This window comes from Rubrivivax soli (assembly GCF_049810355.1).
In the GTDB taxonomy this organism is placed as follows: domain Bacteria; phylum Pseudomonadota; class Gammaproteobacteria; order Burkholderiales; family Burkholderiaceae_C; genus Rubrivivax.
The window spans coordinates 266,940-291,854 of record NZ_CP187368.1; the positions used below are offsets into that span (position 1 = coordinate 266,940).

Consider the following 24,915-nt stretch of genomic DNA (forward strand, 5'->3'; position numbering starts at 1 on the left):
CTACAGCCGCTGCACCATCGCCTGGTGCGCGATGCCCGCTTCCTCGAACGGTGCGCCTTCGTTGCTGAAGCCAGCGCGCAGGTAGAACGGCACTGCGCTCGCCTGCGCATGCAGCAGCACACGCTGCTTGCCCTGGTCGCGCGCCGACTGCATCAGCGCCCGCAGCACGGCGCCGCCCACCCCGCTGCCGCGCAACGGCTGCGCCACCGCCATGCGGCCGATCTTGGCGGTGCTGTCGTCGAGGTCGATCCAGCGCCCGGTGGCCACGGCCAGCCCGAAGCGGTTGTAGGCCACCGCATGCACGGCATTGGCGTCGGCCGCGTCCCACTCCAGCTCGGCCGGAATCTGCTGTTCATCGACGAAGACCGCCGTGCGCAGGGCCTGCGCCTCGCGGCCCAGCGTGTCCCAGGTACCCACGCGCACGTCGAGCACCGGGGCGCCGTCTTCGAAGGCCTCGAACAGCGCCCGCAGTTCGGGCGGCACCGGCCGGCTGGTCTGGGTGGCGGGGTCGGCGAACACGTAGACGAGCTCGCCGCTGACCAGCAGCGTCTCGCCGCGGAACAGCGCGCACACGAACAGCATCGACGAGGTGCCGACGCGCGCGCAGCGCACGCCCACCTCGCACAGGTCGTCATAGCGCGCCGAGCCGTGGTACTCGACGGTCGCCTTGCGCACGAAGATGTCGCCCCGCAGCCGCTCCATCGTGTCGTGGTACGGCATCGCCAGCGCACGCCAGTAGGCGGCCACCGCGGTGTCGAAGTACATCAGGTAGTGACCGTTGAACACGATCTTCTGGGAGTCGACCTCCGCCCAGCGCACGCGCAGGCGGTCGATGCATCGGAATTCGGCTTTCTTCATGGTGTCCAGGCTTGTTGCAATGCCATGGCGGCGGCCTGCTGGGCCGCGCCGGCTTCCTTGAGCACGCGGCCCATCTTGATGAAGTCGTGCGTGAGCCCGCGGTACAGCTCGAGCGCGACCGCCACGCCCGCCGCGCGCAGGCGGTCGGCGTACGCGATGCCTTCGTCGACCAGCGGGTCGCACTCGGCCAGCAGCACGCAGGCGGGGGCCACGCCCTCGAGGTCGGGCGCCAGCAGCGGCGCGAAGCGCCAGTCGCTGCGTGCGCCGCGGTCGATGTACTGCTCGAAGAACCAGTCGATGCTGGCGGCGTCGAGCAGGAAGCCGTTGGCGAACAGCTTGTGCGACGCGGTGTCGGCGTGCGCCGTGGTGCCGGGCGTGATCAGCAGCTGCAGCGCCAGCGGCAGGCCGGCGTCGCGCGCCAGCAGCGCGCACACCGCGGCCAGCGTGCCGCCGGCGCTGTCGCCACCCACCGCGATGCGCGATCCATCCAGCCCCAGGCCGCCGGCCTCGGCAACCAGCCAGCGCAGCGCCGCCCAGGCGTCCTCGACCGCGGTCGGGAACCGGTGCTCGGGCGCCAGCCGGTAGTGCAACGCCACCACCGCGCCGCCGCTGCGCAGCGCCAGCTGGCGGCACAGGCTGTCGTGCGTTTCCAGGCTGCCCACCGTGAAGCCGCCGCCATGCAGGTACAGCAGCAGCGGCAGCCGATCGTGCGACGCCGCGTACAGCCGCGCTGGCAGCGGCGTGCCGTCGGCGGCCGGGATGTGCAGGTCCTGCACGCGGGCGAGCGGCGCGCGCGGCGGCTCCAGCACCTCGGCCGCGGCCTCGTAGGCGGCCCGCGCCTGCTGCGGCGTCATGGCATGGAACGGCGGCCGGTCGGCGCGGCGGATGCGGTCGAGCAGGCCGGCCATGGCCGGTGTCAAGAGATGGGTTCCCACGGTGCCCGCGAGCATACCGGGGCGGCATACTCGTCGGCATGGCACGCATCCTCTACCTCACCCAGATCGACATCGACTTCGGCGTCGTGCAATTGCTGGCCGCCGAGTGCGACCGCGCCGGCATGAAGAAGCCGCTGGTCGTCACCGACGCCGGCGTGCGCGCCGCCGGCGTGCTGCAGCCGGCGCTCGATGCGCTCGCCGGCCTGCCGCACGCGGTGTTCGACCAGACGCCGTCCAATCCCACCGAGGCCGCGATTCGCGCCGCGGTCGATGTCTTCCACACCCAGGGCTGCGACGGCCTGGTGGCGGTGGGCGGCGGCTCCAGCATCGACCTGGCCAAGGGCGTGGCCATCGCCGCCACGCACGACGGTCCGCTGAAGACCTACGCCACCATCGAAGGCGGCAGCCCGAAGATCACCGACCGCGTGGCGCCGCTCATCGCCGTGCCCACCACCGCCGGCACCGGCAGCGAGGTGGCGCGCGGCGCGATCCTGATCGTCGACGACGGCCGCAAGCTCGGCTTCCACAGCTGGCACCTCGTGCCCAAGGCCGCCCTGCTGGACCCGGCGCTGACGCTCGGCCTGCCGCCCATGCTGACTGCGGCCACCGGCATGGACGCCATCGCGCACTGCATGGAGACCTTCATGGCGCCGGCCGTGAACCCACCGGCCGACGGCATCGCACTCGATGGGCTGGCGCGCGGCTGGAGTTCGATCGAGCGCGCCACGCGCGACGGCCAGGACCGCGAGGCGCGCTGGAACATGATGAGCGCCAGCATGCAGGGCGCGATGGCCTTCCAGAAGGGCCTGGGCTGCGTGCACTCGCTCAGCCACAGCCTGGGCGGCGTGAACCCGCGACTGCACCACGGCACGCTGAACGCGGTGTTCCTGCCGGCGGTGGTGCTGTTCAATGCCGGCGCCGACAGCATCCAGCGCGAGCAGCGCCTGCAACGCATGGCACAGGCCGTGGGCATCGGCGGCTGCGACAGCCGCGGCACCGAGCTGGCCGAAGGCCTGCGCGAGATCAACGCCCGGCTGGGCCTGCCCGCCGGTCTGGCCGCGATGGGCGTGGGCCGCGACCTGTTCGAACGCATCATCGACGGCGCGATGGCCGATCACTGCCACAAGACCAACCCGCGCCTGGCCACGCGCGACGACTACCGCGCGATGCTGGAAGCGTCGATGTAGCAGCCCTGCCCGCCGGCCTGGCAGCGGTCAGGCCGGCAACTGGCCCCAAGCCTGCTGCAGCACGTCCGCCGAGTGCTGCAACGCTGCGGCCTCGGAAGCATCCAGCACCGGCGCGATGGCCGGCGCCGCCCCGTGGCGGCCCACCACCGCCGGCAGCGACAGCGCCACGCCACCCCACGCGGGCTGCAGCTGCGAGACGGTGAGCACGCGGTGTTCATCGCGCAGCACCGCGCGCACCAGGTCGGCGGCGACCAGGCCGATGGCGTGGTTCGTCACACCCTTGCGCTGGATGATCTCGTAGGCAGCCGTGCGCACCTCGGCCGCGATGCGGGCCTCGTCGGCGGCGGTCCAGCCCGGCGTCTCGCGCAGCGGCCGGCCGCCCACCTGGGCCATCGACCAGTGCACCAGCTCCGAGTCGCCATGCTCGCCCAGCACCTGGGCGTGGATGGACCGGGCGTCCACCGCGAGGTGCAGGCCCAGGCTCTGGCGCAGCCGCGCGGTGTCGAGCATCGTGCCGGTGCCCAGCACACGGCCGGGCGGCAGGCCCGACGCCTGCTGCAGCACACGCGTCAGCACGTCCACCGGGTTGGCCACCACGACGACCACGGCCTCGCGCCCGACCAGGCGGCGTCCGACCTCGGCCGCCACGCGGGCGTTGTCGGCCAGCAGCTGCAGCCGGGTCTCGCCGGGACGGCTGTTGCGGCCGGCGCAGAACACGACGACGTCGCAGCCCAGCACCGTCTCGGCGTCGCAGGCCTGCACACGCGCCCGCGGGTAGTACGGCGCCCCGTGCGCAAGGTCCATCGCCTCGCCTTCGGCACGGCGCGGATCCAGGTCGGCCAGCAGCAGCTCGTGCGCCACGCCGCCCAGCAGCAGCGACACCGCCACGCTGGCGCCGACGTGGCCCGTGCCCAGAATTCCGACGCGCATCGCTGTCTCCTCCGCGGTTGGTGCCGGCCGATGCTACGCGCTGCAGCCTGTCGGCGACGGCTGCAGCCTGTCGCACGGCGCGTGACGGCTGCCTGCCGCTGCCGCTATGGTGTGCTACATCAGCAACACACCCGCGAGCCAGCCATGCCCACCTGGGACGACAAGCTGCCGATCTACCAGCAACTGGCCGACCGCCTGGCCGCCCAGCTGCTCGACGGCCAGCCGGCCGACGGCGAACCGATGCCGTCGGTGCGCGCACTGGCCGGCCAGTACCTGCTGAACCCGCTGACCGTGCAGCGTGCGCTGCAGGCGCTGGGCGAGGCCGGCCTGCTGGACAACCGCCGCGGTCTGGGCCTGTACGTGCGCCCCGGTGCGCGCCAGCGCCTGAAGGCCAGCGAACGCGAACGTTTCCTGCACGAAGAGTGGCCGCGGCTGCGCGAACGGCTGCGCCGGCTGGAGATCAGCCCCGAACAACTGTCCTGGGAGGAACAACGATGAACGCCCCGCTGGTGCAGGCCCAGGGCCTGAACGTGCGCTACGGCCGCAAGACCGCGGTCGACGACCTGAGCTTCAGCATCGCGCCCGGCCGCGTGGTGGGCCTGCTCGGCCACAACGGCGCCGGCAAGACCAGCCTGATGAAGGCGCTGGTGGGCCTGCTGCCCTGCGACGGCAGCCTCAGCGTGCTGGGGCTGCAGCCGCGCCGCCAGCGGGTGCAGATGCTGGAGTCGGTCTGCTACATCCCCGACGTGGCCATCCTGCCGCGCTGGGCGCGGGTGTCGCAGCTGATCACGCTGATGCAGGGCCTGCACCCGCGCTTCGACGCGGCGCGCGCCGAGACCCTGCTGCGCCGCACCAGCGTGCGGCTCGACGACAAGGTCAAGGCGCTGTCCAAGGGCATGGTGGTGCAGCTGCACCTGGCTCTGATCGCGGCCATCGACGCGCAGCTGATGATCCTGGACGAGCCCACGCTCGGCCTGGACGTGCTCTCGCGCAAGAGCTTCTACGAGATGCTGATCGACGAATGGTGCGACGGCCGGCGCAGCGTGCTCATCTCCACGCACCAGGTCGAGGAGATCGAGACCCTGCTGTCCGACGTGATGATGCTCAACGAGGGCAAGCTCGTGCTGCACATCAGCCTGGAAGACATGGAGCAGCGCTTCGTGGCGCTCAGCCACGACGCCGCGCAGGCCGATGCGATGGCAGCCGCCCACCCGCTGCTGCGCTACCGCACCGCCGGGGGCGCTGCGGCGCTGTTCGACGGCGCGCCGCCGCCCGAGGTGCAGGCACTGGGCCACCGCGTGCGGCCCAGCCTGGTCGACCTGTTCGTGGCGCTGACGCGCGCCCCCGAGATCAACCGCACCCAATTCTGAGCGAGGCCCTCGATGCAAACCTTCAAGACCCTGCTGCTGCGCGAGTGGATGCAGCACCAGCGCGGCTGGCTCGTGCTGCTGGCGCTGCCGCTGCTGCTGGTGCTGGGCTTCGGCCTGTTCGGCGAGGTCCACCTCGACCTGCGCGACGATGGCGGCGTCGATGCCGTGCCGCCGCTGGGCGTGGCGATGGTCACCATCCTGGGCGCCGGCGGTCTGAGCCTGGTGCTGGCCTGGATGGCGGCACTGCTGCAGGCGCCCGGCCTCGCCCGGCGCGACGTGCAGGACCGTTCGATCGAGTTCTGGCTGTCGCTGCCGATCTCGCACACGCAGGGCGTGGGCGCGCCGCTGCTGATGCACCTGGTGCTGTGGCCATGGATCGCGCTGCTGGCCGGCCTGGCCGCGGGCACGCTGGGCTCGCTGCTGACGGTCGCCCAGGCCTACGGCCCGGGCGCCTGGTTCGCGCTGCCCTGGACCGCGCTGCTGCCGGCGGTGGCGCTGCTGGCGCTGCGGCTGATGCTGGGCACCCTGCTGGCCACGCTGTGGCTGTCGCCGCTGATCCTGGGCACGATGGCGGCCTCGGCCTGGCTCAAGCGCTGGGGCCTGCCGGTGGTCGTCGGCGCCGTCATCGGCGGTGGCCTGCTCCTGGAGCGGCTGTACGGCATGACCTGGATCTGGGACACGCTGCGGCTGCTGGGCACCCGCGCGTCGCAGGCCCTGATGGTGGCCGACCGCAGCGGCGACGGCCCCCACGGTTTCGTCATCGAGCACGGCGACGAGATCGCCGGCGCGCTGTCGGCCATGCCCGGCTGGCTGCTGCACGACGCCGGCCAGGCGCTGCTGCTGCTGGCCTCGCCCGCCTTCGCCGCTGCGCTGGCCGGCGGCGCGCTGGCCTTCGGGGCGCTGTGGCTGCGCCGGGCGCGCGGCGCCTGAGCCGGGCCCGACAAAGCACGACGGCGCCACCTGTTGCCAGGTGGCGCCGTCGGCTTGTCTCCTCGTCCTTCTTCGGGCTGGGTCAGCCGTGCAAGGCCTTGCGGCCTTGCACGCGCGGCATCAGTGGTGCGTGCCGTCGAGGAACTGCTCGTCCTCGGTCGAGCCCTTCAGCGCGGCGGTCGAGGCGTCGCGCTCGATGGTCGTCGTCACGGCGTCGAAGTACCCCGTGCCCACTTCGCGCTGGTGCTTCACCGCGGTGAAGCCGCGCTCGGCCGCAGCGAATTCCTTCTCCTGCAGTTCGACGAAGGCGCTCATGTTGTTGCGCGCGTAGCCGTAGGCCAGGTCGAACATGCCGTAGTTCAGGCTGTGGAAGCCGGCCAGCGTGATGAACTGGAACTTGTAGCCCATCGCGCCCAGCTCGCGCTGGAACTTGGCGATGGTGGCGTCGTCGAGGTTCTTCTTCCAGTTGAACGACGGCGAGCAGTTGTAGGCCAGCAGCTTGCCCGGGAACTTGGCGTGGATCGCGTCGGCGAAGGCCTTCGCGAAGGCCAGGTCGGGCTTGCCGGTTTCGCACCAGATCAGGTCGGCGTAGGGCGCATAGGCCAGGCCGCGGCTGATGGCCTGCTCCAGGCCGTTGCGGGTGCGGAAGAAGCCTTCGACGGTGCGCTCGCCGGTGCAGAAGGGCTTGTCGTTGTCGTCGACGTCGCTGGTCACCAGGTCGCCGGCTTCGGCGTCGGTGCGGGCCAGCAGGATCGTGGGCACGCCCATGGTGTCGGCCGCCAGGCGCGCCGCCACGAGCTTGGCCACGGCCTCGCGGGTCGGCACCAGCACCTTGCCGCCCATGTGGCCGCACTTCTTGGCCGCGGCGAGTTGGTCCTCGAAGTGCACGCCGGCGGCACCGGCGTCGATCATGCTCTTCATCAGCTCGAAGGCGTTCAGCACGCCACCGAAGCCGGCTTCGGCGTCGGCCACGATCGGGGCGAAGAAGTCGATGTCGTTCTTGCCTTCGCTCCACTGGATCTCGTCGGCGCGCTTGAACGTGGCGTTGATGCGCTTGACGACCTTCGGCACCGAGTCCACCGAGTACAGGCTCTGGTCGGGGTACATCTCGCCGTTGCTGTTGGCGTCGCCCGCGACCTGCCAGCCGCTGAGGTAGATGGCCTTCAGGCCGGCCTTCACCTGCTGCATGGCCTGGTTGCCCGTCAGCGCGCCGAGGCTGTTGACGAAGGGCTCGGTGTTGATCAGCGTCCACAGCTTCTCGGCGCCACGCTTGGCCAGCGTGTGCTCGATGGGCATCGAGCCGCGCAGGCGCACGACGTCGGCGGCGGTGTAGCCGCGGCTGATGCCCTTCCAGCGCGGGTTCTCGGCCCACTCCTTTTCGAGGGCGGCGATCTGCTGTTCACGGGTCGGTTGGCTCATGGGAAGACTCCTGGTGACGAAGAGGTACAAGACGCCCTCAGCGTAGCGCCGTCTCCAAGGCTTGTGAAGACTTCTGTCTTATATAAGACAAAAGATAGAACGCATATAAATCAAAGACTTAGTTACATTATTGCACGATACGGAACGCGTTTCTTCCATATGGTGATTTTTGCTGCGCCGCCGCACGGCCTCCTGCCGCATTGTGAAATCTGAATTCCGCTATTCGGAAATCCAGGCGCCGAGCCACCGGCGGTAGACCCGATCGGCCAGCGCCTGCTGGTGCGCGAGGTGCCGTGCCGTGCCGGCCCGCATCTCCTGCGGGCCCTGCACCGTGGCGTGCTCCAGCAGCGCCTGGCAGTAGCGCGCGCCGTCGTCGTGCACCCAGCGGCCCAGCTTCTCGGCGTCGACTTCCACATGGAACTGCATCGCGAGATGCGGCCCGATGGCGAAGGCCTGGTGCGGGCTGGCGGCGCTGCCCGCCAGCAGTTCCGCCCCGGCGGGCAGTTCGAACGCCTCGTAGTGCCACTGGAACACCGTGCGCGGCCCGGGCGCGCCCAACCACGCCGCTGCCGCCGGGCTGTCCAGCACCTGCAGCGGTTGCCAGCCGACTTCGGGTGCCGGCGCGTCCACGATGCGCGCGCCCAGCGCCCGGGCCATCAGCTGCCCGCCCAGGCAGTGGCCGATCACCGGCACACCGCGGTCCATGGCCTGCAGCAGCAGGCGTTCGGCCTGGCGCAGCGACGGCAGCGGGTCGTTGGCACTCATCTCGCCACCCAGGATCGCCAGCGCTGCGTAGCCGGTCACTGCGTCCGGGTAGACATCCCCGGCCTCGGTGTTGCGCACGTCGAAGCGCATGCCCTGCATGCGCAGCCAGTGGGCCAGGTACGCCGGCCCGTCGGCCGAGAGGTGCTGCAGCACCAGCACGGGCGGCATGTCGATGGCGAGGGCCAGGCGGCTTCGTATCATGGTGCGCCGCAGTGTGCCCCAGGCCCCAACGATGACGAGCTTCGCCTTCACCTCCGACACCCGCTTCCTGAAGGCCGACCCAGCCACCGACCAGCCCTACGCCGTGGCCGGCATCGCGTGGGACGGCAGCACCACCAACCGCCCCGGCGCGCGCTTCGGCCCGCGCGCGCTGCGCCAGGCCAGCCACATGCTGTGCGACGGCACGCACCCGCTGTTCGACGTCTCGCCGCTCGGCCTGCTGGGCGACGCCGGCGACCTGCCGCTGCCCAACACATCGCTGGCCGGCATGCGCGCCGCGATGGCGCCGCTGATCGGCCCGCTGCTGCGCCGCCACCACATGGCCTGGCTGGGTGGCGACCATTCCATCACCCTGCCCTTGCTGCGCGCCTACCGCGACTGGCTCGGCCGGCCGCTGGCGGTGATCCACTTCGACGCGCACTGCGACACCTGGACCGACCACTTCGGCGAGCCCAGCGGCCACGGCACCTGGGTGGCCGAGGCGCTGCAGGAAGGGCTGGTGCTGAACGCCTGCTTCACGCAGATCGGCATCCGCTCGGCCGGCGAGCGCGCCGCGCGCGAGCACGTGCGCGACCAGGGCGGGCAGATCTTCACCGCGCGCGACCTGCGCGGCCTGGACAACGCGGCGCAGCTGGCGCCGGTGCTCGGCGCGATCCGCGAACGACTGGCCGCGCACGGCCACCCGCCGGTCTACCTTAGCCTGGACATCGACTGCCTGGACCCCGCCTTCGCACCGGGCACCGGCACGCCCGAGCCCGGCGGGCTCAGCACCAACCAGGTGCTGACACTGCTGGAAGAACTGGCCGACCTGCCGTTCGTGGGCATGGACTGCGTGGAAGTGGCGCCGCCCTACGACCACGCCGAGCTCACCAGCTACGCCGCCGCCAACTTCGTCTGGACCTACCTCTGCGGGCGCATCGCGCAAGGCGGCGCGTCCCGCTGAGGGCAACGTTTGATGCGGCGCAACATGGCGCCGCCGTGCCGCCGAAGAATGGGCCATCGCACGCAGGAGTCGCCATGGCCATGCCCACCAATGCCCACCCTTCGCAACGCCGCGCAGCCCGCCCCGCGGCACCGCCGCTGCCGCCCTTCGAGGCGCTGGACCGCACGCACCTGCGCGTGATGGAGGTGCTGACCCAGTTCGACGCCCTGCTGGCGCATCTGGACGACAACGGCCCCGACGCCGTGGCGCGCGCCAGCGCTGCCGAGATCTGCAGCTTCTTCAGCGGCCAGGCGCGCCAGCACCACGCCGACGAGGAACGTTTCATCTTCCCGGCGCTGCTCGCCCAGGGCGACGCCGCGCTGACACAGCACGTGCTGCGCCTGCAGCAGGACCACGGCTGGCTGGAAGAGGACTGGCTGGAACTGGCGCCGCAGATCGAGGCCGTGGCCACCGGCTACAGCTGGTACGACCTGGTCACGCTGCGCCACGCGCTGCCGGTCTTCCGTGCGCTCTACGAAGAGCACATCGCGCTCGAGGAATCGCTGATCTACCCGGCAGCCAAGGCGCAGCAGGCGGCGCTGCAGAGCGGCGCCAGCCAGCGCACGAACTGAGGCCGCGCCGGCGCCGCCCGGTCAGAGGGCCAGGGCCGTCGTCTTCTTGACGGTGCGCAGCACCAGCATCGAGTTCGAGCGCACCACGCCGGGCAGGCGCGGCAGCACCTCGGCGTGGAAGCGCTCCAGGTCCTCGGCGTCGCGGTACGCGAAGCGCACCAGGTAGTCGTTGGCACCGGCGACGTAGAAGCAGTCCAGGATCTCGGGCGTGGCCTTCACCGCCTGCTCGAAGGCTTCCAGCTTGGCCGGCTGCGTGCTTTCCAGGTTCACGATGGTGTAGCTGGTACCGTGCCGTCCCACCGCGCGCGGGTTCAGCAGCGCCACGTACTGCGCGATCACGCCGCTGTCCTCCAGCGCCTTCACGCGCCGCAGGCAGGCGCTGGGCGACAGGTGCACCCGCTGCGCCAGGTCCACGTTCGAGAGCCGCGCATCGCGCTGCAATTCGCCCAGGATGGCGCGGTCCATCGCATCGAGTTGCGGCAGATCGGCGCTGTTTCGCATTTTCTGTCGTGGCAGAGAAGTTGCTTCGCATGATATGCCGCCAACCCGGGTGTTCCCACCCGCAGCCCGCACGCACATTGCGCACGCGCCTGACTAGACTGCACGATCTGCCTTTCACGCCCAGGAGCCCCGCCATGCACAAGGACCTCGACGCCTACTGGATGCCCTTCACGGCCAACCGCCAGTTCAAGAAGGCACCGCGCCTGATGACCAAGGCCACGGGCATGCACTACTGGGACGACAAGGGCCGCCAGATCCTCGACGGCGTGGCCGGCCTGTGGTGCGTGAACGCCGGCCATGCGCGGCCGAAGATCGTGCAGGCGATCCAGGACCAGGCGGCCGAGATGGACTTCGCGCCGCCGTTCCAGATGGGCCACCCGAAGGCCTTCGAACTGGCCAGCCGGCTGGTGGAGATCGCACCGCCGGGCATGCGCAAGGTCTTCTTCACCAACTCGGGCTCCGAAGCCGTGGAGACGGCGCTGAAGATGGCCATCGCCTACCACCGCGTGCGCGGCGAAGGTTCGCGCACGCGGCTGATCGGTCGCGAGCGCGGCTACCACGGCGTCAACTTCGGCGGCATCTCGGTGGGCGGCATGGTCGCCAACCGCAAGATGTTCGGCACCATGCTCGGCGGCGTGGACCACATCCGCCACACGCACGACCCGGCGAAGAACGCCTTCACGGTGGGCCAGCCCGAGCACGGCGCCGAACTGGCCGACGACCTCGAGCGCATGGTGGCGCTGCACGACGCCAGCACCATCGCGGCCGTCATCGTCGAGCCGATCGCCGGCTCCACCGGCGTGCTGATCCCGCCCAAGGGCTACCTGGACCGCCTGCGCGCCATCTGCGACAAGCACGGCATCCTGCTGATCTTCGACGAGGTCATCACCGGCTTCGGCCGCACCGGCAACGCCTTTGCCGCGCAGACCTTCGGCGTCACGCCCGACCTGATGTGCGTGGCCAAGGGCATCACCAACGGCTGCGTGCCGATGGGCGCGGTGCTGGCGCAGCAGAAGATCCACGACGCCTTCATGAACGGGCCCGAGACGGCCATCGAGTTCCTGCACGGCTACACCTACTCGGCGCACCCGCTGGCCTGTGCCGCCGGCATCGCCACGCTGGACACCTATGCCGACGAAGGCCTGCTCACGCGCGCGCAGCAGCTGCAGGGCTACTTCGCCGAGCAGCTGCACTCGCTGCGCGGCGAGCCCAACGTCATCGACATCCGCAACTACGGGCTGGTCGGCGGCGTCGAGCTGCAGCCCATCGCCGGCGAGCCCACCAAGCGCGCGTTCGGCGTCTTCCTGGACTGCTACGACAAGGGCGTGATGATGCGCACCACCGGCGACATCGTGGCCTTCTCGCCGCCGCTGATCATCGAGCGCGCGCACATCGACCAGATCGTCGACACGGTGCGCGGCGCCTTGCGGCGGGCCGCCTGACCGGCCCATGCCCTTGCTGGCCACCGACCAGGAACTCGCCCGCCACTCGTACTACGCTGCGACGGCGGACCGCGGCCCGGGATTCCCCGCGCTGCGGCAGCCGGCCTCCTGCGACGTGGCCATCGTCGGCGGCGGGCTGGCCGGCCTGTCGGCGGCGCTGGAACTGCGCCAGCGCGGCTTCGACGTGGTGCTGCTCGAGGCCCACGAGGTCGGCTGGGGCGCCAGCGGCCGCAACGGCGGCCAGGCCATCCACGGCCTGGCCTGCGACCAGGACGAGATCGAGCGCCAGCTCGGGCTCGACGAAGCCAGGCGCGTGTGGGCCATGTCGATCGAGGCGCTGGACCTGCTGCGCGAGCGCATCGCGGCACACGGCATCGCCTGCGACTGGCGCGATGGCTATCTGGGCCTGGCCACCAACGCGCGCAAGGGCGCCGGCCTGGCCGCCTGGGCCGAGCGCATCGGCAGCGTCTACGGCTACCCGCTGCAGCGCGTGGCGGCGGCCGACGTGGGCCGCTGGATCGCGAGCCCGCGGTACCACAGCGGCATCCACGACCCACGCTCGGGCCACCTGCACCCGCTGAAGTACACGCTGGGGCTGGCGCGCGCAGCCGCGGCGGCCGGCGTGCGCATCCACGAACACACGCCGGTGCAGGCGCTGCAGCAGGGTGCGGCGCCGGTGCTGCGCACGGCCGGCGGCACGCTGCGCGCACGCCAGGTGCTGCTGGCAGGCAACGTCTACCTGCATGGCATCGCGCCGCAGCTCGAGCCGCGCATCATGCCGGTCGGCACGTACATTGCGTGCAGCGAGGTGCTGCCCGATGCCGTGGCCGACAGCCTGATCCCCAGCCGCTCCGCCGTCTGCGACACCAACTTCGTGCTCGACTACTTCCGCACCACCAACGACCAGCGCATGCTGTACGGCGGCCGCGTCAGCTACAGCACCATGACCCCGGCCAACCTGGCCGAGAGCATGCGGCGGCGCATGGTGCACACCTTCCCGCAGCTCGCCGGCACCCGTGTCGACTACGCCTGGGGCGGCTTCGTCGACATCTCGATGAACCGTGCCCCCGACTTCGGCCGCCTGCCCGCTGCCGCAGGCAGCGCCGCGAACGTCTACTACCTGCAGGGCTTCTCGGGCCACGGACTGGCGCTCACCGGCCTGGCCGGGCGCGTCGTGGCCGAGGCGATGGCCGGCGACGCGCGCCGTTTCGACGTCTTCGCGCGCCTGCGCCACCGGCCCTTCCCCGGCGGCGCGCTGCTGCGCACGCCCGCCTTGGTGCTCGGCATGGCCTGGTATAGGCTGCGCGATCTGCTGGGCTGAACACCACCCCATGAGCAACCCACCGACCGTCCTCGTCACCAGCTGCAACCGCCAGCTCGGCGACCACCCCTTCCACATCGCCGGCCGCAAGTACGTCGACGGCGTGCGGCTGGCAGGCGCGCTGCCGCTGATCGCGCCGCCGGTGCCGGCCGAGCAGATCGACGCCCTGCTCGACCTGGCCGACGGCGTGCTGCTGACCGGCTCGCCGTCGAACGTGCACCCGTCGCACTTCGGCGAGGCCGTGCACGACCCTGCGCTGCCGCTGGATCCCGAGCGCGACGCCTGGACGCTGCCGCTGATCCGCCGCGCATTGGCGCGCGGCGTGCCGCTGCTCGCCATCTGCCGCGGCACGCAGGAGATGAACGTGGCGCTCGGCGGCACGCTGCACCAGGCGGTGCAGGAGCAGCCCGGGCTGAACGACCACCGCGCGCCGGAAGGCGAGCCGGCCGAGGTGCAGTACGGCCTGTCGCACCCGGTGGACGTGGTGCCGGGCGGGCTGCTCGCGCAGATCACCGGCCGCGCCAGCTTCGAGGTCAATTCGGTGCACGGCCAGGGCATCAAGGCGCTGGCGCCCGGCCTGCGCGTCGAGGCCGTCGCGCCGGACGGCCTGGTCGAGGCCTTCACGCAGCCCGCCGCACCAGGCTTCAACCTGTGCGTGCAGTGGCACCCCGAGTGGCGCGCCGCCGGCAACCCGGTCTCGGTGCAGTTGTTCAACGCCTTCGGCGTCGCCGTGCGCGTCTACCGCGACAAGGTGCGCGGCCCCTTGCCTCGTCGCTCCACGGTCTAGGCAACACGGGGATTCTTCCGCGCCGCACACCCCAGCGGCGCAGCGACCGACAACGACAGGTGCACCATGATGGTCCGAGAACCATTCACATTCGGCGAGCTGGAACAGTGGCTCGACAAGAACCGCGTCACGGAGATCGAGTGCCTCGTGCCCGACCTCACCGGCGTGGCGCGCGGCAAGATCCTGCCGCGCCAGAAATTCACCGAAGACCGCGGCATGCGGCTGCCCGAGGCCGTGGTGGCGATGGGCGTGACCGGCGAATTCCCCGACGAGGGCCCGTACTACGACGTCATCAGCCCGACCGACCAGGACATGCACCTGCGCCCGGACCCGAGCACGGTGCGCATCGTGCCGTGGGCCACGGACCCGACGGCGCAGGTCATCCACGACTGCTTCGACAAGCATGGCGCCATCGTGCCCTTCGCGCCCCGCTCGGTGCTGCGCCGCGTCTGCGAGCTGTACGCGGCCGAAGGCTGGGACCCGGTGGTCGCCCCCGAACTCGAGTTCTACCTGGTGGCGCGCAACGCCGACCCCGACGTGCCGCTGAAGGCGCCCATCGGGCGCAGCGGTCGCGCCGAGACCTCGCGCCAGGCCTACAGCATCGACGCGGTGAACGAGTTCGACCCGCTGTTCGAGGACGTCTACGCCTACTGCGAGAAGATGGAGCTGAACGTCGACACGCTGATCCACGAGGTCGGTGCCGGGCAGATGGAGATCAACTTCTTCCACGCCCACCCGCTGAACCTGGCCGACGAGGTGTTCTTCTTCAAGCGCACGCTGCGAGAGGCCGCGATGCGCCACGACATGTTTGCCACCTTCATGGCCAAGCCCATTGCCGGCGAACCCGGCAGCGCCATGCACGTGCACACCAGCGTCGTCGACAAGAAGAGCGGCCACAACATCTTCAGCAACCCCGACGGCACGCCGTCGCAGGAGTTCTTCTGGTACATCGGCGGGCTGCAGAAGTACATCCCGGCGGCGATGGCGCTGTTCGCGCCCTACGTCAACAGCTACCGCCGCCTGGTGCGCAGCAATGCCGCGCCCATCAACATCCAGTGGGGCACCGACAACCGCACCGTCGGCATCCGCAGCCCGGTCGCCACGCCGTCGGCGCGCCGGGTCGAGAACCGCGTCATCGGCGCCGACGCCAACCCCTACGTGGCGCTGGCGGCCACGCTGGCCTGCGGCTACCTGGGCATCAAGAACCGCATCGAGCCCAGCCCCGAGTGCAAGGGCGACGCCTACCTGGGCGACTTCCAGCTGCCGCGCAGCCTGGGCGAGGCGCTGAGCCTGCTGCGCGCCGAGACCGACCTCGCGGAAGTGCTGGGGGCGTCCTTCGTCACCGTCTACAGCGAGGTGAAGGAGATCGAGTACGCCGAGTTCATGAAGGTCATCTCGCCCTGGGAGCGGGAACACCTCTTGCTCCATGTCTGAGGAGATGACGATGCAACGCACCACCCAGGACTGGCAGGCCGCCGACGCGGCCCACTTCCTGCACCCCTTCACCGACTTCCAGGGCCTGGCGAAGAAGGGCGCGCGCATCATCGAGCGCGCCGACAACATCTACCTCTGGGACAGCGACGGCCACAAGATCCTCGACGCGATGAGCGGCCTGTGGTGCGTGAACGTCGGCTATGGCCAGCAGGCGCTGGTGGACGCGGCCACGCGGCAGATGCAGCAGCTGCCCTTCTACAACGCCTTCTTCCAGACCGCCACGCCGCCGGCCATCGAACTGGCCGAGCTCCTGGCCGAGGTGACGCCGCCGCAGTTCCAGCACGTGTTCTTCAGTGGCTCGGGCTCGGAAGGCAACGACACCGTGGTGCGCATGGTGCGGCGCTACTGGGACCTGCTCGGCCAGCCGCAGCGCAAGGTGCTGATCAGCCGCCACAACGCGTACCACGGCAGCACGATGGCCGGCGCCTCGCTGGGCGGCATGAGCGGCATGCACGCGCAGGGCGGGCTGCCGATTCCCGACATCACGCACATCGAGCAGCCGTACTGGTTCGAACACGGCAAGGGCATGAGCCGCGACGAGTTCGGGCTCGTCGCCGCACGCTGGCTCGAAGACAAGATCCTCGCCGTCGGCCCCGAGCGGGTGGCGGCCTTCATCGGCGAGCCCGTGCAGGGCGCGGGCGGCGTCATCATCCCGCCGGCGACCTACTGGCCCGAGATCCAGCGCATCTGCGACAAGTACGGCGTGCTGCTGGTCAGCGACGAGGTCATCTGCGGCTTCGGCCGCACCGGCCGCTGGTTCGGCTGCGAGACCCTGGGCTTCCGGCCGGACCTGATGACCTTCGCCAAGGGCGTGACCAGCGGCTACGTGCCGCTGGGCGGCGTGATGGTCGGGGACCGCATCGCCAAGGTGCTGGTCGAACAAGGCGGCGAGTTCAACCATGGCTACACCTACAGCGGCCACCCGGTGGCCTGCGCAGTGGCGCTGGCGAACATCCGTCTCATCCGCGAGCAGCGCCTGGTCGAGCACGTGCACGACGACGTCGGCCCGTACCTGGCGGCGCAGTTCGCCGCGCTGCGCGACCACCCCCTGGTGGGCGACGCCGAGACCTGCGGCCTGATGGGCGCGATCCTGCTGATCCAGGACAAGGCGAAGAACACGCCCTTCCCGGAGTCGCGCGAGATCGGCATGGTCTGCCGCGGCCACTGCTTCCGCGAGGGCCTGATCATGCGCGCCGTCGGCGACCGCATGATCATCGCGCCGCCGCTGGTGATCACGCGCACGCAGATCGACGAGATGATGGCGCTGATCCGCCGCTGCCTGGACCTGACGCTGGCCGACGCCCGGGCCGGCGGCTGGCTGTCTTAGACTCGCCCCCCAACAAACATTCGTCCCCCCCTGGAGGTTCCCTCATGAGCTTGAAGTCTGTCGTCGCGTCGGCCGCGGCTGTCGTGGGCCTGCTGGCCGGAACATCGGTGTTCGCCCAGGAGGAGGAGAAGGTCCTCAACATCTACAACTGGTCCGACTACATCGCCGAAGACACGATCCGGAATTTCGAGAAGGAAACCGGCATCAAGGTCCGCTACGACAACTTCGACAACAACGAGATCGTGCACGCCAAGCTGGTGGCGGGCAAGACGGGCTACGACATCGTCGTGCCGTCGTCGAACTGGGCCAAGCTGCAGCTCGACGGCGGCCTGCTGCGCAAGCTCGACAAGGGCCAGATCCCGAACCTGAAGAATCTCGACCCGGCGCTGCAGGCGCAGCTGGCCACGATCGACCCGGGCAACGAGCACATGGTGAACTGGCTCTGGGGCTTCACCACCGTGGGCATCAACGTCGACAAGGTGAAGGCCGCGCTGGGCAGCATGCCGATGCCCGACAACGCCTGGGACCTGATCTTCAAGCCCGAGTACGTCAGCAAGCTCAAGAGCTGCGGCGTCAGCATGCTCGACAGCGCCACCGAGGTGGTGCCGGCCGCGCTGCACTACCTGGGCAAGCCGCCCTTCAGCAAGGCCACCGGCGACTACGCCGCCGCCGCGCGCGTGCTCAAGTCCGTGCGTCCGCACGTGACGCTGTTCAGCTCGTCGGGCTACATCAACGACATGGCCAACGGCTCGATCTGCGTCGCCCTCGGCTGGTCGGGCGACATCAACATCGCCCGCCAGCGCGCCATCGACGGCAAGACCGGCCAGAACATCCAGGCGCTGATCCCGAAGAACGGCGGCATCCTGTTCTTCGACGTGATGGTGATCCCCGCCGACGCCCCGCGCCCGGGCAATGCGCAGAAGTTCATCAATTACATCCTGCGTCCCGAGGTGCATGCGTCGCTGACCAACAAGGTCTTCTACGCCAACCCGAACGCCGAGTCGAAGAAGTTCGTCAAGCCCGAGGTGGCGAGCAATCCGACGGTGTTCCTGAACGCCGCCGACATGGCCCGGATGGTCGCGCCGGACGCGCTGAACAACGACATGCGCCGCCTGATGACGCGCACGTTCACCTCGTTCAAGACGGGCCTCTGATCGTCATGGTGGTGGCTGCTGCCGGCGACAAGGCCTTCCTGCAGATCCAGGGCGTCGTCAAGGACTTCAACGGCTACAAGGCCGTCAACAACGCCAACGTCGACATCGCCAAGGGCGAGATCTTCGCGTTGCTGGGCCCGTCGGGCTGCGGCAAGAGCACGCTGCTGCGCATGCTGGCGGGCTTCGAGACGCCGACCTCCGGGCGCATCGTGCTCGGCGGGGTCGACCTCGCCAGCCTGCCGGCCTACGAGCGGCCGATGAACATGATGTTCCAGAGCTACGCGCTCTTCCCGCACCTCAGCGTGTGGGAGAACATCGCGTTCGGGCTCAAGCGCGAAGGCCTGCCGAAGGCGCAGGTGGCCGAGCGGGTCGAAGCCATGCTGAAGCTGGTGCAGCTGGGCAAGTTCGCGCAGCGCAAGCCGCACCAGCTCTCCGGCGGCCAGCAGCAGCGCGTCGCGCTGGCGCGCAGCCTGGCCAAGCAGCCGCAGCTGCTGCTGCTCGACGAGCCGCTGGGCGCGCTCGACAAGAAGCTGCGCGAGCAGACGCAGATCGAGCTCGTGAACATCATCGAGCAGGTCGGCGTGACCTGCGTGATGGTCACGCACGACCAGGAAGAGGCCATGACCATGGCCAGCCGCATCGCCATCATGAGCGAGGGCCGCTTCCTGCAGGTCGGCCCGCCGAGCGAGATCTACGAGACGCCGGCGACGCGCTTCGTGGCCGACTTCATCGGCAACGTCAACCTGATGGACGGCACGCTGACGGTGGACGAGCCCGACCACGTCGTCATCACCAGCGCCGACTGCCGTCACTACGTGGGCCACGGCATCACCGGCACCGAGGGCATGCCGGTCACGGTGGCGCTGCGCCCCGAGAAGATCCACCTCGCGCGCCACGCGCCGCAGGGCGAGCTGAGCGAGTTCAACACCGCGCGCGGCAAGATCAAGGAGATCGCCTACTTCGGCAGCTTCACGGTCTTCCATGTCGTGCTGGCCAGCGGCGCGCTGCTCAAGGTCAGCGTGGCCAACACGCAGCGCCACCGCGACGACGAGCTCACCTGGGGCGACGAGGTCTGGGCGCACTGGTCGCGCTCGGCCCACGTCGTGCTGACACAGTGAGCGCCGCCGTGCTCCGCCTGAAGCACTGGTTCACTGGCCGGCGGCTGGTGATCGCCGCGCCCTTCCTGTTCCTGCTGGTCTTCTTCCTCTTTCCGTTCCTGATCGTCGGCAAGATCAGTGTCTCGGAGATGGAGGCCGTCACGTTCAAGGACGTGCTGAGCTACCAGGACGGCGTGCTCGCGCTGCAGCTGAAGCTGTCGAACTACCTGTTCCTGGCCGAGGACAACCTGTATTTCCAGACCTACCTCAGCAGCGTCAAGTACGCAGCCGCGACCACGGTGCTGTGCCTGCTGATCGGCTATCCGTTCGCCTACTTCATGGCGCGCGCGAAGAGCAGCGTGCAGCCGGCGCTGCTGATGCTGGTGATGCTGCCGTTCTGGACCTCGTTCCTGCTGCGCGTGTACGCCTGGAAGGGCCTGCTCAGCGAGAACGGCGCCGTGGCCGATCTCGTCATCGGCACCGGGCTCGACCAGGCGCTGCTGTCGCTGGGGCTGATCTCGGCCCCGGGCAAGCTGATGAACACGCCGTTCTCGCTGGTGCTGGGCATGACCTACACCTACCTGCCCTTCATGATCCTGCCGCTGTACGCCAACCTGGCGAAGATGGACCTGCGCCTGCTGGAAGCGGCGGCCGACCTCGGCGCCTCGCCCTGGGTGGCGTTCTGGAAGATCACGGTGCCGCTGTCGAAGGCCGGCATCATCGCCGGCGCGATGCTGGTGTTCATCCCGTGCGTCGGCGAGTACGTCATCCCCGAACTGCTGGGCGGGCCCGAGACGCTGATGATCGGCCGCGTGATCTGGGACGAGTTCTTCTCGAACAACGACTGGCCGATGGCCTCGACCGTGGCGGTGGTGATGATCCTGCTGATCATCGTGCCGCTGGCCATCTTCAACAAGTACCAGGCCGAGGCGCAGGAGCAGCGGCGATGAGGCGCCCCGCATGAAGGCCTCGAAGTTCAACCAGTGGTTCGGCCGCGCCTGGCTGGGCGCGGGCTACGCCTTCCTGTTCCTGCCCATCGTGGCGCTGGTGGTGTATTCGTTCAACGACTCGCCGCTGCCCAACAGCTGGCGCGGGTTCACGCTGAAGTGGTACCAGGCGCTGCTGAGCGACGGCGAGATCGTCGCCGGCCTGTGGCTGAGCCTGAAGATCGCCTTCCTCACCGCCTGCGGCTCGGTGGTGATGGGCACGCTCGCAGCCTTCGTGCTGGTGAAGTACAAGCGCTTCCGCGGCCGCACGGTGTTCTCGGGCATGGTCACCGCGCCGCTGGTGATGCCCGAGGTCGTGGTGGGCCTGTCGCTGCTGCTGATGCTGGTGAGCGTGCAGCGCGCCCTGGGCTTCCCCGAGCGCGGCATGATGACGATCTGGCTCGGTCACCTGCTGCTGGGCATGGCCTACGCCACCGTGGTGGTGCAGGCGCGGCTGCAGGAGCTGAACCCGCAGCTGGAAGAAGCCGCGATGGACCTGGGCGCGCGCCCGGCACAGGTGTTCTGGCTGGTGACGCTGCCGATGATCGCGCAGTCGCTGGCCTCGGCCTGGCTGCTGACCTTCACGATCTCGCTCGACGACGTCGTGCTGTCCAACTTCCTGTCGGGCCCCGGCTCGACGACGATGCCGCTGGTGATCTTCTCGCGCGCCAAGCTGGGCCTGAATCCCAGCGTCAACGCCATCGCCACGATCACCGTCGTCGTCGTCGCCATCGGCGTGCTGATCGCCAGCTACATGATTGCGCGCGCCGAACGCCAGCGCACGCTGGACCTGGCCGCCGCGGCGCGGGCCTGAACCGCAGATTCACAGAGGAGAGAACCCCGATGAAGACCATCAGCCCCACCCTGCTCGCCCTGGCCCTGGCGGCGGCCTTCCCGGCTGCGGCGCAGAGCAACGAAGAGCTGCTGAAGGAACTGCGCGCGCTGCGCGACAAGGTCACCGAACTGGAGAAGAAGCTGGGCGGCTCCACGGCGGCGCCGGCGGCGCCTGCCGCGGGCCAATGGGGCATGACCCCCGAGCAGGCGCGCGAGCTCAACCGCATCTCGGTGAAGACCGAGGCGCTGCAGGACAACTTCACCGACCAGGGGTTCAAGGGCCTGAAGATCAGCGGCCAGATGGACCCGACCTACATCTACAACAAGGCGCAGGACAACGCCTCGTTCGTGTTCCTGAACAACGGCGACGCGCGCTACACGTACGACAACTCGTACTTCGGCATGGCCGTGATCGACTTCGAGAAGGAGACCGAAGGCGGCAGCCGCTGGAAGCTGACGCTGGCGCCCGAGCGCGGCACCGGCGCACTGGTCAACGGCGGCTCGATCATCCACGAGGCGTCGGTGTCGATCCCGCTGACCGACCTGCAGACGCGACTGTGGCTGGGCCAGATCCCGGACTGGACCGGCTACGAATACACGCTGCCGGCGGCGAACAAGCTGATCACGCACAACCTGCTGTTCGACTTCATGGCGCCCACGGCCTACACCGGCGCCATGCTCGACCTGACCAGCGGCAAGTGGTGGGCCCGCGTGGGCCTGGCCAACTTCAACACCGCGCGCGAGACCCCGGGCAACAAGTCGCCGGTGTTCGTCTACCGCGTCGACTACTCCAAGGGCGAGTTCGACGGCTTCGGCTTCACCGGCCTGCACGGCAAGGGCTACAACTACGCCGCCGACGGCACCTACCTGACCGACCCGCTGGACCCGAGCACCGAGACGGGCTTCGACAGCGCCGGCAAGAACACCATGCTGAACCTGCTGGAGTTCGACGCCTACTACATCCGCGGCGACTGGTCGCTGTTCGGCCAGGTCAGCTACGGCCAGCAGAAGCAGGCAGCCATCTTCAACAGCGACGGCCAGCTGCGCGACGCCCAGTGGTGGGGTCTGTCGATGACCACCGCCTACAAGGTCACGCCGCGCCTGGAAGCCGTGCTGCGCGCCGACTACATCGACAACAAGAAGAACGGCGGCGGCCTGCTGGGCTACAGCTTCGACGACGACGCCAACGGCATCGGCCGCGGCGTGCTGGAGGACGGCAGCTTCGCCAAGGGCGAGTCGACCGGCGCCAACCGCTACGCGCTCAGCCTGGGCATGAACTACCTGTTCGACGAGAACTCCATCTTCAAGATCGAGTACCGCTACGACGGCTCGGACCAGCCCGTGTTCGGACACTACAAGGGTGCCAACCTCAACGGCTACAAGAAGAGCAACCATCTCTTCGGCGCCTCGATGGTCGTGAGCTTCTGACGCCCCTGCCGCGGCTGCCGCAGCGGCAGTCCCGGCAGCAGGCAACGCCCCCGGCGCGGCCAGCGTGCGAACAGCACGCTGGCCGCGCCGCTTTTCGGGGCATGGGGTGCGGCGCAGCGCCACATCATCCGGAGTTCGTTCCCAACTCCAAGAGACTCACCATGCATCTGCCGCGCCTCCTGGCCCCCCTCTCTCTGGCCCTGACCGCCCTGCCCGCCGCCCACGCCACCGAGCTCTACGGCCAGATCGGCCTGCCCGGCGTCGGCCTGGGCGTCGCCGTGCCGCTGAACACCAGCTTCACGCTGCGCGGCGACTTCGTGACGCTGGGCAAGCGCGACGAGAACACCACCGAGGAAGGCATCGACTACAACGGCAAGCTGCGTGCACAGCGCGCGGCCCTGCTGGCCGACTGGTACCCGCTGCAGGGTGGCTTCCGCCTCACCACCGGCGTCACGTTCAACAAGTACCAGCTCGACCTGCGCGCCACCGGCGCCGGCGGCACGCTGACCATCGGCGACACCACCTACACCACCACCGCCGACGACCGCCTGGACGTGCAGGTGAAGTTCCCCGACAGCACGCCCTACATCGGCCTGGGCTGGGGCCACCAGATGGGCAGCGGCCTGCGCTTCTCGGCCGACCTGGGCGCCAGCATCGGCCGCGCCAAGCTGACGGCGGCACTGTCGGGCCCCAATGCCGGCAACGTGTCGCAGGAAGACCTGGACAAGGAGCTCGCCGAGCTGCGCGAAGGCGTCGGCAAGCTGCGCGCACTGCCGCAGATCAGCTTCGCCATCGGCTACAGTTTCTGAGCCCCGGGGCAGCACGCCCCGGGCTTGGCGGCACTGCCGCGAAAGGCCCTGCGCGATGACTGCCCCGATCTCCTCTTCTGCCGTAGCCCCCGACTGGCACGCCCGCGCCGCCGCGCTGGTCATCGATGGCCGCGCCGTCATCGACGGCACGCGGCACGACAGCGCCAGCGGCGAGCGCTTCGACAAGCGCTCGCCCATCGACGGCCGCCTGCTCGGCGGCATCGCGCGCGGCCGTGCCGCCGACATCGACGCCGCGGTGAAGAGCGCGCGCGCCGCCTTCGCCGACCGCCGCTGGGCCGGCATGGCGCCGGCGGTGCGCAAGAAGATCCTGCAGCGCTTCGCCGACAAGATCCTGGCCGCACGCGACGAACTCGCGCTGCTCGAGACGCTGGACATGGGCAAGCCGATCCGCTTCTCGCTCAGCGTCGACGTGCCCAGCACCGCGCGCTGCATCGCCTGGTACGCCGAAGCCGTGGACAAGGTCTACGACGAGATCGCGCCCACCGCCGACACCGCGCTGGCACTGATCACGCGCGAGCCGATGGGCGTGGTCGGCGTCATCGTGCCCTGGAACTACCCGATGATCATGGCCGCCTGGAAGCTCGGGCCGGCGCTCGCCAGCGGCAACTCGGTGGTGCTCAAGCCCAGCGAGAAGAGCCCGCTGACGGCCCTGCGCCTGGCCGAGCTGGCGGTGGAGGCCGGCGTGCCGCCGGGCGTGTTCAACGTGGTGCCGGGCTTCGGGCCCGAGGCCGGCGAGGCGCTGGCGATGCACATGGACGTCGATGCGATCGGCTTCACCGGCAGCACGCGCGTGGGCCGGCGCATGCTCGACTGCGCCGGCCGCAGCAACCTCAAGCGCGTGTACAACGAGCTCGGCGGCAAGTCGGCGGTGCTCGTGTTCCCCGACTTCGCCGACCTGCAGCGCGCCGCCGAGACGGTGGCCGGCAGCATGTTCTTCAACCAGGGCGAGAGCTGCAACGCACCGTCGCGCGTGCTGGTGCACGAAGGCATCGCGGACGACTTCGTCGCGCGCGTGGTGGCCCAGGTGCCGCAGTACCAGCCGGCCGACCCGCTGGCCGCCGGCACCGTGATGGGCGCGCTGGTCGACGAGACGCAGCTGCGCACCGTGCTCGGCTTCATCGAGGCCGGTCAGGGTGAAGGCGCGCGCTGCGTGGCCGGCGGCCGCCGCGTGCGCACCGACACCGGCGGCTACTACGTCGAGCCGACGGTGTTCGACGGAGTGGCCAATGGCATGTCGATCGCGCGCGACGAGATCTTCGGCCCGGTGCTCAGCGTCATCCGCTTCCGCGACGAGGCCGAGGCCGTGCAGCTGGCCAACAACAGCGCCTACGGCCTGCAGGCCAGCGTGTGGTCCGACAACATCAACCGCGCCCACCGCGTGGCCCGTGCGCTGCGCGCCGGCACCGTGCACGTGAACCAGTACGACGAGGACGACATCACGGTGCCCTTCGGCGGCTACAAGCAAAGCGGCAACGGTCGCGACAAGAGCCTGCACGCCTTCGACAAGTACACCGAGCTGAAGACCACCTGGCTGCGGATCGACCCCG

The 24,915-nt window shown here is 69.9% G+C and carries 23 protein-coding genes and 1 pseudogene; 18 read left to right on the forward strand and 6 right to left on the reverse strand.

Going from position 1 to position 24,915, the window contains the following annotated elements; all coding sequences use genetic code 11:
• Together ACPOLB_RS01225 and ACPOLB_RS01230 are read right to left on the reverse strand one after the other, a co-directional pair.
• Positions 1–858, reverse strand: a complete 858-nt coding sequence (locus ACPOLB_RS01225; protein WP_425259477.1) for a YbgC/FadM family acyl-CoA thioesterase — start codon at positions 856–858, stop codon at positions 1–3.
• A complete protein-coding gene (locus ACPOLB_RS01230) occupies positions 855–1,766 on the reverse strand; it encodes an alpha/beta hydrolase (RefSeq protein ID WP_425259478.1) in 912 nt (303 codons plus the stop codon). Before ACPOLB_RS01230 ends, ACPOLB_RS01225 begins: the two co-directional genes overlap by 4 nt.
• A gap of 65 nt (positions 1,767–1,831) precedes the next feature.
• Between ACPOLB_RS01230 and ACPOLB_RS01235 the strand changes: the two genes are divergently transcribed.
• Complete coding sequence (locus tag ACPOLB_RS01235) at positions 1,832–2,980, forward strand: iron-containing alcohol dehydrogenase (protein WP_425259479.1); 1,149 nt, start codon at positions 1,832–1,834, stop codon at positions 2,978–2,980.
• Positions 2,981–3,007: 27 nt separating this feature from the next.
• Here ACPOLB_RS01235 and ACPOLB_RS01240 read toward each other — a convergent pair whose 3' ends face one another.
• Positions 3,008–3,910 carry a lactate/malate family dehydrogenase gene (locus ACPOLB_RS01240; protein WP_425259480.1) on the reverse strand — a complete coding sequence of 301 codons (903 nt, stop codon included), beginning with the start codon at positions 3,908–3,910 and terminating at the stop codon, positions 3,008–3,010.
• Between the two features lie 144 nt (positions 3,911–4,054).
• On the opposite strand from ACPOLB_RS01240, the gene ACPOLB_RS01245 reads away from it, so the two are divergent.
• Genes ACPOLB_RS01245 through ACPOLB_RS01255 form a run of 3 tightly spaced genes read left to right on the forward strand, consistent with a single transcriptional unit; the run spans position 4,055 to position 6,210 of the window.
• The gene (locus ACPOLB_RS01245; RefSeq protein ID WP_425259481.1) at positions 4,055–4,408 is read left to right on the forward strand and encodes a GntR family transcriptional regulator; all 354 of its coding nucleotides are present in this window, start codon (positions 4,055–4,057) and stop codon (positions 4,406–4,408) included.
• Positions 4,405–5,280, forward strand: coding sequence for an ABC transporter ATP-binding protein (locus ACPOLB_RS01250; protein WP_425259483.1), 876 nt, complete (start codon positions 4,405–4,407; stop codon positions 5,278–5,280). The genes ACPOLB_RS01245 and ACPOLB_RS01250 overlap by 4 nt, the downstream gene beginning before the upstream one ends.
• 12 nt (positions 5,281–5,292) lie before the next feature.
• Positions 5,293–6,210: a hypothetical protein gene (locus ACPOLB_RS01255; protein WP_425259484.1), complete on the forward strand. Its 918-nt coding sequence runs from the start codon at positions 5,293–5,295 to the stop codon at positions 6,208–6,210.
• Between the two features lie 120 nt (positions 6,211–6,330).
• On the opposite strand, the gene aceA is transcribed toward ACPOLB_RS01255, so the two are convergent.
• Positions 6,331–7,629, reverse strand: coding sequence for an isocitrate lyase (aceA, locus tag ACPOLB_RS01260; protein ID WP_425259485.1), 1,299 nt, complete (start codon positions 7,627–7,629; stop codon positions 6,331–6,333).
• Positions 7,630–7,848: 219 nt separating this feature from the next.
• Positions 7,849–8,595 (reverse strand): type 1 glutamine amidotransferase, encoded by a 747-nt coding sequence (locus ACPOLB_RS01265; RefSeq protein WP_425259486.1) that lies wholly within the window; start codon positions 8,593–8,595, stop codon positions 7,849–7,851.
• Positions 8,596–8,626: 31 nt separating this feature from the next.
• Here ACPOLB_RS01265 and speB point away from each other — a divergent pair, with 31 nt between their 5' ends.
• Positions 8,627–9,556: an agmatinase gene (speB, locus tag ACPOLB_RS01270; protein ID WP_425259487.1), complete on the forward strand. Its 930-nt coding sequence runs from the start codon at positions 8,627–8,629 to the stop codon at positions 9,554–9,556.
• A gap of 74 nt (positions 9,557–9,630) precedes the next feature.
• The gene (locus tag ACPOLB_RS01275) at positions 9,631–10,167 is read left to right on the forward strand and encodes a hemerythrin domain-containing protein (RefSeq protein WP_425259488.1); all 537 of its coding nucleotides are present in this window, start codon (positions 9,631–9,633) and stop codon (positions 10,165–10,167) included.
• 21 nt (positions 10,168–10,188) lie between these two features.
• Here the strand turns inward: ACPOLB_RS01275 and ACPOLB_RS01280 are convergent, their stop codons facing one another.
• Positions 10,189–10,668, reverse strand: coding sequence for an Lrp/AsnC family transcriptional regulator (locus tag ACPOLB_RS01280; RefSeq protein WP_425259489.1), 480 nt, complete (start codon positions 10,666–10,668; stop codon positions 10,189–10,191).
• Positions 10,669–10,802: 134 nt separating this feature from the next.
• Here ACPOLB_RS01280 and ACPOLB_RS01285 point away from each other — a divergent pair, with 134 nt between their 5' ends.
• From ACPOLB_RS01285 to ACPOLB_RS01340, 12 genes and pseudogenes are all read left to right on the forward strand, one after another.
• A complete protein-coding gene (locus ACPOLB_RS01285; RefSeq protein WP_425259490.1) occupies positions 10,803–12,110 on the forward strand; it encodes an aspartate aminotransferase family protein in 1,308 nt (435 codons plus the stop codon).
• 7 nt (positions 12,111–12,117) lie between these two features.
• Positions 12,118–13,431: an NAD(P)/FAD-dependent oxidoreductase gene (locus ACPOLB_RS01290; protein ID WP_425259491.1), complete on the forward strand. Its 1,314-nt coding sequence runs from the start codon at positions 12,118–12,120 to the stop codon at positions 13,429–13,431.
• A 10-nt stretch (positions 13,432–13,441) separates the two neighbouring features.
• The gene (locus ACPOLB_RS01295) at positions 13,442–14,218 is read left to right on the forward strand and encodes a gamma-glutamyl-gamma-aminobutyrate hydrolase family protein (protein ID WP_425259492.1); all 777 of its coding nucleotides are present in this window, start codon (positions 13,442–13,444) and stop codon (positions 14,216–14,218) included.
• A 69-nt stretch (positions 14,219–14,287) separates the two neighbouring features.
• Positions 14,288–15,652, forward strand: coding sequence for a glutamine synthetase family protein (locus tag ACPOLB_RS01300; RefSeq protein WP_425259493.1), 1,365 nt, complete (start codon positions 14,288–14,290; stop codon positions 15,650–15,652).
• Between the two features lie 4 nt (positions 15,653–15,656).
• Positions 15,657–17,039 carry an aspartate aminotransferase family protein gene (locus tag ACPOLB_RS01305; RefSeq protein ID WP_425259494.1) on the forward strand — a complete coding sequence of 461 codons (1,383 nt, stop codon included), beginning with the start codon at positions 15,657–15,659 and terminating at the stop codon, positions 17,037–17,039.
• A gap of 44 nt (positions 17,040–17,083) precedes the next feature.
• Complete coding sequence (locus tag ACPOLB_RS01310; RefSeq protein ID WP_425259495.1) at positions 17,084–18,193, forward strand: polyamine ABC transporter substrate-binding protein; 1,110 nt, start codon at positions 17,084–17,086, stop codon at positions 18,191–18,193.
• 5 nt (positions 18,194–18,198) lie between these two features.
• The gene (locus ACPOLB_RS01315; protein ID WP_425259496.1) at positions 18,199–19,311 is read left to right on the forward strand and encodes an ABC transporter ATP-binding protein; all 1,113 of its coding nucleotides are present in this window, start codon (positions 18,199–18,201) and stop codon (positions 19,309–19,311) included.
• A gap of 8 nt (positions 19,312–19,319) precedes the next feature.
• On the forward strand, positions 19,320–20,240 hold the full coding sequence (locus tag ACPOLB_RS01320; RefSeq protein WP_425259497.1) for an ABC transporter permease: 921 nt from the start codon (positions 19,320–19,322) through the stop codon (positions 20,238–20,240).
• A 10-nt stretch (positions 20,241–20,250) separates the two neighbouring features.
• Positions 20,251–21,090 carry an ABC transporter permease gene (locus tag ACPOLB_RS01325; protein ID WP_425259498.1) on the forward strand — a complete coding sequence of 280 codons (840 nt, stop codon included), beginning with the start codon at positions 20,251–20,253 and terminating at the stop codon, positions 21,088–21,090.
• 29 nt (positions 21,091–21,119) lie between these two features.
• Positions 21,120–22,538, forward strand: a complete 1,419-nt coding sequence (locus ACPOLB_RS01330) for a DUF3138 family protein (protein WP_425259499.1) — start codon at positions 21,120–21,122, stop codon at positions 22,536–22,538.
• A 161-nt stretch (positions 22,539–22,699) separates the two neighbouring features.
• A complete protein-coding gene (locus ACPOLB_RS01335; protein ID WP_425259500.1) occupies positions 22,700–23,347 on the forward strand; it encodes a hypothetical protein in 648 nt (215 codons plus the stop codon).
• Between the two features lie 55 nt (positions 23,348–23,402).
• Positions 23,403–24,911, forward strand: a pseudogene (locus ACPOLB_RS01340) (aldehyde dehydrogenase); the annotation flags it as partial.
• Between the last annotated feature and the right edge of the window lie 4 nt (positions 24,912–24,915).